This is a genomic window from Burkholderia sp. BCC1208 (assembly GCF_902833095.1).
In the GTDB taxonomy this organism is placed as follows: domain Bacteria; phylum Pseudomonadota; class Gammaproteobacteria; order Burkholderiales; family Burkholderiaceae; genus Burkholderia.
Window position 1 is genome coordinate 440,964 of sequence record NZ_CADFDY010000009.1, and the last position, 6,506, is coordinate 447,469.

General features: G+C 66.3%; 7 protein-coding genes. All 7 read left to right on the forward strand.

Features of this window, described 5'->3' with window-relative positions; genetic code table 11:
- Positions 1 to 2: 2 nt before the first annotated feature.
- From HWX09_RS23470 to HWX09_RS23500, 7 genes are read left to right on the forward strand one after another with little or no spacing between them, the layout of a single operon-like run.
- Complete coding sequence (locus tag HWX09_RS23470) at positions 3 to 1,238, forward strand: hypothetical protein (protein WP_027785881.1); 1,236 nt, start codon at positions 3 to 5, stop codon at positions 1,236 to 1,238.
- Positions 1,231 to 2,667 carry an MATE family efflux transporter gene (locus HWX09_RS23475; RefSeq protein ID WP_027785880.1) on the forward strand — a complete coding sequence of 479 codons (1,437 nt, stop codon included), beginning with the start codon at positions 1,231 to 1,233 and terminating at the stop codon, positions 2,665 to 2,667. Before HWX09_RS23470 ends, HWX09_RS23475 begins: the two co-directional genes overlap by 8 nt.
- 44 nt (positions 2,668 to 2,711) lie before the next feature.
- On the forward strand, positions 2,712 to 3,383 hold the full coding sequence (locus HWX09_RS23480) for a class I SAM-dependent methyltransferase (protein ID WP_027785879.1): 672 nt from the start codon (positions 2,712 to 2,714) through the stop codon (positions 3,381 to 3,383).
- A 14-nt stretch (positions 3,384 to 3,397) separates the two neighbouring features.
- A complete protein-coding gene (locus HWX09_RS23485; RefSeq protein ID WP_027785878.1) occupies positions 3,398 to 4,570 on the forward strand; it encodes a citrate/2-methylcitrate synthase in 1,173 nt (390 codons plus the stop codon).
- A gap of 47 nt (positions 4,571 to 4,617) precedes the next feature.
- Positions 4,618 to 5,487, forward strand: coding sequence for an SAM-dependent methyltransferase (locus HWX09_RS23490; RefSeq protein WP_027785877.1), 870 nt, complete (start codon positions 4,618 to 4,620; stop codon positions 5,485 to 5,487).
- A gap of 9 nt (positions 5,488 to 5,496) precedes the next feature.
- Complete coding sequence (locus HWX09_RS23495; protein ID WP_027785876.1) at positions 5,497 to 6,069, forward strand: GNAT family N-acetyltransferase; 573 nt, start codon at positions 5,497 to 5,499, stop codon at positions 6,067 to 6,069.
- 38 nt (positions 6,070 to 6,107) lie between these two features.
- On the forward strand, positions 6,108 to 6,380 hold the full coding sequence (locus HWX09_RS23500; protein WP_143751680.1) for a hypothetical protein: 273 nt from the start codon (positions 6,108 to 6,110) through the stop codon (positions 6,378 to 6,380).
- Positions 6,381 to 6,506: the final 126 nt, after the last annotated feature.

A 6,506-nucleotide genomic window follows, 5' to 3' on the forward strand; every position in this document is an offset into this window, starting at 1 on the left:
CGATGTCCGACCGCACGACCCGCTTCGATTGCTCCGCCGTGAACGAAGCGCTTTCGTACGATGCCCGCTATGCGCATTTGCTGCCGGCGGGCGTGGCCAGCTACGCGGCCTTCCGCACGCTGATCGCGATCGAGACGGCCGACGACCTGAAGCGGCGCGTGCTGGACCGCCTCGACCACGACGGTCTCGCCGGCGCGACGTTCTACACCACGTCGGGCACGAGCGGCGAGGTCAAGCTGCTGCTCAATGCGCCGGCGCGCAAGCGGCCCGACACGACCTATGGCCGAGCGCTCGCGAACGTGCTGGCCGGGACGGCTATCGTGCCGACGGACCGGGTGGCGAACCTGTTTACCGCTGGCGGTTTTTCCACGCTGTACGACGGCGTGAACCGGCTGCTGGAAGCGATCGGCGCGAACGTACTCCCGATCGGGCGGCTGGACGCATACGGCGCCGATTTGCCCGCGATGCTGAACCTGATCGGCCGCGCCCGCCCCAACGTCCTGGTCGGAACGCCGACGAGCGTACTGCAATGTCTGCGGCTACTCGACGCGCACGGTGTCGATCTCGACGTGACGAAGATCCTTTACACCGGCGAGGCGTTCACCGAGCGCAAGCGGGCGATCGTGCGGCGGCGCTGGCGCGATGCCGCATTCTTCGGGCTGTACGGGGCCACCGAAACGGGCTTTCTCGGCTATCACACGCCGCGCTGCGCCGACGGGTATTACCACGTGCTCGACGACTGGTTCTTCCTCGAGGAGGAGGGCGGGCAACTCCTCGTGACAAGCCGCGCGAACCCGGGCCTCGCGATGCTGCGCTACCGGATCGGCGATCGCGTGCGCGTCGGGCCGTCGGTGCGCTGCACTTGCGGGGAGGGCGGCTCTGTCGTGGTGCTGCAGGGACGCACGGATCAGCGCTTCAAGTTCGCGGGCAACCTGGTCAGCACCGAGCTGCTCGTGCAGCGGCTGGTGGCGTGCGTCGGCCGGCCGCTCGATTGCCAGTTCCGCCTGGACGCGGACGCGCACGGGCGCGATTGCCTGACGGTCGCGCTGGACCTGGGCGACGACGAACTGGCGCCGCTCGTGTCACGACTCGCCGCCGCGCTGCTCGAGATCGAGGACGTGCGCGAATGCATCGACAAGGGCGAGGGCCGCCTCGATGTGCTCGGTCGCGACTCATTGCGCTTCTCCGCGCGCCAGAAGCTGCCGCGCCTGATCGACGAGAGGCACACCCATGTCTGACGATCGCGCTACCGTCGCGCCTGCCGCGACCGCCACGTTTGCTTCGACACGCGCGTCACGGGCCGATCGCACGCGGCAGTTCGCGGCCGAGGTGCGCGCGACCTGGCTGATGCTCTATCCGATGGTGCTGTCGTCGATTTTCGGCTACTGCATGACGCTGTTCGACTATCGCTGGATTCGTGACCTGCCGGCGGAGGACATGGCGCTGCTCGCGCTCATCAACGGCAGCGTGGCGACTTTCCTGTTCCTGCTCGGCAAGAGTTTCGAGGAGTCGTTCGTCGCGGTGTTCGCCAAGGCGCCCCGCGAGGACCAGGGCCGGCTGTTCGTGCAGAGCCTGGTGTTCGCGGGCGCGATCGGCGCACTGGTCGTGCTGGTGCTGATCGGCATGCGGGCGCCGCTGATGACGTTCATTTCCGGCGGCCAGTTTCGCGGCGAGCGCATGTTCGGCTATTACGCGCTCGTGATCGGCAGCTTTCCGCTCACGCTGCTCAGCACCGCGCTTTCCGCGGCGATGCGCACGTACGGCGACACCAAGTCGCCCGCCCGCATCAGCATCGCATGCGGCGTGGTCAACAACATCCTCGATCCGCTGCTCGTGTTCGGGCTGTTCGGCCAGCATCCGTCGCTGCAGCTGTTCGGCCTCGCGCTGACCTCGTGGATCACCAAGAGCCTGTATCTCGGCTGGTGCGTCCGGTGCATACGCCCGCGGCTACGCCGCGAGCAGGTCGTGCTGCCGCGTCCCGGCGTGGAATGGCCGACGCAGCGACGGCTGCTGCGCATCTTTCTGCCGTCGGCCGCGCTCGAAGCGCTGACCTTTCTTGCGAATACGGCCGTCTACTCGCTGATCGCCCGCTACGGCGTGCGTGCGATTGGCGGTTACGGCATCGGCTTCGAACTGATGACGATCGGATTCATCCTCATCAAGGGCCTGAGCATGGTCTTCATGATCCGGATCGGGCATCTCGTGCGCAGCCGCGCGCCATCCCGCGCGGCACTGCAGTCGGTGATGCTGCTGGGCGTGTTGTTCACCGCGGCGATCAGCATCGCGTTCTTCCTGATGCGCTCGCTTGCGCTGCACTTTCTCGCGTCCGACGCCGGCGTGATCGCGGTCGCGACCGCGCTGCTCGACTACGTGCCGCTGTTCGTCTTCAGCTATCTGCTGACGAATCTCGTGACGGGCTGCTTCCAGATTCTCGAACGCCCGGCGCGCGCGATGGCGCTCGGGCTGTTCTTTTCCTGGATCGTCACCCCGGGCGCGATCTATCTCGGCGTCACGCACCATCTCGCGCTCACTCAGCTGTTCGCACTACTCGCGGGCGTGAGCGTCGTACGCCAGGCCGTGTACCTGACGATTTTCCTGCGGCTCATGCGCAGGCTCGGCGCCGCGCCGGCCGCACCCCCGGCCGGCGCGCGTCCCGCAGCCGGATGATTCCACGACCGTTGTACCCCTAGACCTCACGACTGGAGACCTGCATGCGTACCAATACCCCCGCCGAAGTCAATGCCGACACCTACGACCACTACGTCGACACGTTCACGCTCGAATGGAACCGCAATCTGGTGCAGCGCGTCGAGCACGAGCTCGCGCAGCGACGCATCGCGTCGGGCCGGTTGCTCGACGTCGGCACCGGTACCGCGCGTACGCTGATCGAGCTGGCCCGCGTCCCGTCGCTCGCCCCGCTGGGCTTCGTCGGGGTCGATTACTACGACGACATGGTGCGGCGCGCCGAACAGAACGTGCGCGCGGAAGGGCTGGAAGGGCGTATCGAAATCCGCGCGGGCGACGTCCACGCTCTGCCGTTCGACGACGGGACGTTCGTCGCGGTGATCGGCCGTTCGGTCGTGCATCACTGGGCCGACCCCGTCGGCGCGTACCGGGAGATCTTCCGCACGCTGGCGCCCGGCGGTTTCGCGCTGATTCACGAACCCTGCAGCGATCCTGCGCCGGAAGCGCTCGCGTTCTTCAACGAGCGGCGCGCGGCCGCGGGCGTTCATCCACTCCATCTCGACGGCAAGTTCACGGTTGCGGAGTCGGTCGGGCACCTGCACGAAGCCGGCATCGGCGAATACGCCAGCGTATCGAAGGGGGCGGGGATGCTAGCGATCGGCTTCGAGGTGCTGATCGCCAAACCGGCGCGGCAGTAAGCGGGGCATCGCCGATGCGAACCGATCACGACCTGCCGACGCCGGACGCCGCCCGTCCGCGCGCCGCACGCGACGAAGGCGAGATCGATGCGGTCTCGATCTCGCCCGACCGGCTTTCGGTACGCGGCGTCGATCTGCTTCAGCTGATCGAGTCCGTCGATTTCACTGCCGCGATCCTGCACGTGCTCACGGGCCGGATGCCGGAAGAGGACGACGTGCGCGCACTCGATCGCGCACTGGCGGCGCGGCTTGCCGACGACGGGCCGCCTGACGATGGCCTGCTCGCCGCGCAACTGGCTCGCCGCCAGCGCCGGCCAGAGGTGTTCCTGGTCGCGGCGGTCGCGGCCGGGCTGGCTGCCGGGCCGCAAGCGCAGCCGGTTGCGTGGCCCGACGGGTTGTCGGGTATCGGGCAGGACGACGCGGTGGCGACCGGCCTGGGCATCGTCGCCGCGCTGCCGCGCCTGCTGGCGGTGTGGCGCACGATGGACGACGAGGCCCCGGCCTGGCCGCGGCCGACGGACGCCGCTCGCGGTTTCAGCGCATCGGTGCTGGACTGCCTGTGCGGTGGCGAATCGCGCGACGCCCAGGCCCGCCTGTTCGACGTTCTGCTGGTGGCGTTGCATGGCGGCTTCGGTCTCGTCGCGCCGACCATCGCACTGCCGCGGTTCTCGGCGAGCACCTATGCAAGCATCGACCTGAACCTGATCGCGGGCCTGACCGGCAGCGGTTCCGCGCACGTGGGCGCGTGCAGCGACGCGACGCGGTTTTTCGCGAACCTGGTCGGGCGGTCGCCTGCGGAGATTCGCGATCGCGTCGCGCAGCGCGTGCAGGCGGGCGACCGGATTCCCGGGTTCGGCCATCCACTGCTCGAGTGCGACCCGCGGCCGGCCGCGCTCGAGCGCCACGCGGTGCGGCTGGGCGTCGACGGCGCGGCGTTCGACGCGTATCGGGCGGTATGCGGTGCGATGCAGGACCTGCGTGGCCTGCCGCCGAACATCGATTCGGCCGCTGCGGCGATCCTGCTCGAACTGGGAGTGCCCGCCGTGCTGGCCACGCCGGTGTTCCTGTTTGCGCGGATGCCGACGATGCTCGCGCACGCGTTGCAGAAGAAAGCCTACCCGCCGTTCGGCCAGACCCGACCCGTCGCGCGCGAACGCCTCGCAGCGCTGCCGAAAGCCTGGATCTGATGCCGGCTCGCCGGCGCCCCTCAACCTGAAATTGGATCGACACCGACATGCTGACCAATCTGCCGCTTGCGCCGCATTGTGCGGCCAACGATACCCAGTGCCGCATCGACTTCGTGAAGACCCAGATCCATCGCTGGATCGACGAGATGTTCGTGTCACCCGACCGACACGATCTGCGAGCGTGTTTCGCCAAGACGCTGCTGATCCGCAACTACCTGCTGTCCCCGGTGCTCGATGCGAACGAGACCGGGCTATTCCTGCGCGACGGTACGGTGCGTGAGTACATGAAGCGATTTCAGGCGCTGTCGCTGGACAACGAGGTCCGCTTCGAGCGGCAGATGAGCGACGTGCTGCGCGCCGGGCCGGCGAGCGACGGGTTGCTCCTGATCATCAAGGAGTACTACGCGGAGATCTACCGGCTTCTCGCGCGAACCGAGATCTTCCTGTCGGACATGTCCACCGATTCGACGGTGGCGATGATCGGCTCCGGCGGGATGCCGCTGTCGCTCTTGTTCATGCAGTCGTTCAGCGGCGCCCGCATCGTCGGGCTTGATCTCAGCGAGGAATCGCTCAGGACCGGCGAGCGGTTCGTCGATCATCTGTGCGCATCGAACCCCGTACGCTATCGCCGCGCCGCGATCGAGATGGTTCATGCGGATGGCGCGGCGTACGACTACGGTGCGTGCGACATCATCATCCTGTCGATTCATATCGAGAACAAGGGGGAAATCGTCGAGCGGATCATCGAGACGGCGCCGCGAGACCGCCGCGTAATCGTGATCGAGCGGCAGGTGCAGGGCCTCGGCCAGTATTTCTATCCGAACCACGGATTCGATCCGGCCGGGCTGCCACTCGTGAAGCTGGCGACGCTGTGCTCGTCGCTGCTGGTGAGCACGGCTTATCAGCTCGACTGGTAGGAGGGCGGGATGACCACGTGCGAGATCCGTTCCGGTGGAATCGGCCTGTTCCATGCATGGGAGCGGCAGGTGCTCGCGCTTTACATGGACGCGTTTACGACGGGGCCGTATGCCGGCCACTACCTGGACGAGGCGGCGGAGTGCGGCTGGATCTACGGACTGTTCACCGAGCATGCCGCGCGCTGCCATCTGTGGGTGACCGGCGAAGTGCTCGTCGGTTTCCTGCTGTCCGCCGATTCGGACTACGATCATAAATTACCGATGCCGCTGCGCGCGACACTCGGCGACCGACCCGTGAGATCAATCGCCGAACTCGCGATCGCGCCGGACTGGCGCTCACGCGGGCTCGGCGAAGCGCTGGTGCGGCGTTGTGTCGGCGAGGCGACGACCGGCTACGGGAATGTCATCGTGCGCAGCAACGGGAACGCGCTCGCCGCACATCGGCTTTACCTGAGACTCGGGTTCGAGCCGTTCGGTTCGGTGCAGGTTCCAAATGACATGCTCATCAACGGGCGCCGTCGTGTCGAATGGGTCGACAAACAATATTTCCGGTACCGAATGGCCGACTGGAAGCGGGGGTAAAAATCGACCAAAGATGTTCGAGCGCACGAGAAACGCCGATGAAACCGCTGCTGGCGTTTCTTGGCTACGAACAGGCGCCAACCGAATGCGGCGGGCAGCCATCAGTTGCATTTCGCGAAGAGTGCTCCAGCCTTGCGAAACTCGTGGCTTTCCAGGATGGCTGCTCAAGGAAGCCGCGTTGTAGCGAATGGCCTCGCACGCGTCGACAGTGTCGCGACAGCGGGCTTCGGCAGGTGTCAGGCGGACCGGTGTCGCAGCTGGAAATTCAGTCATTGCAATCGTCATATGCTTTGAGCATCGACATAATTTAACATAATGCGTATTATCACCGGATTTGGTTGTAGCAGCCATATCCTAATGTCGTGTTCTGGCTATTTACAGATGTCGTGTTTTTGACTGCTGGCATGCTGGACGGCTCGTTGAGCAAGCACGGGAGC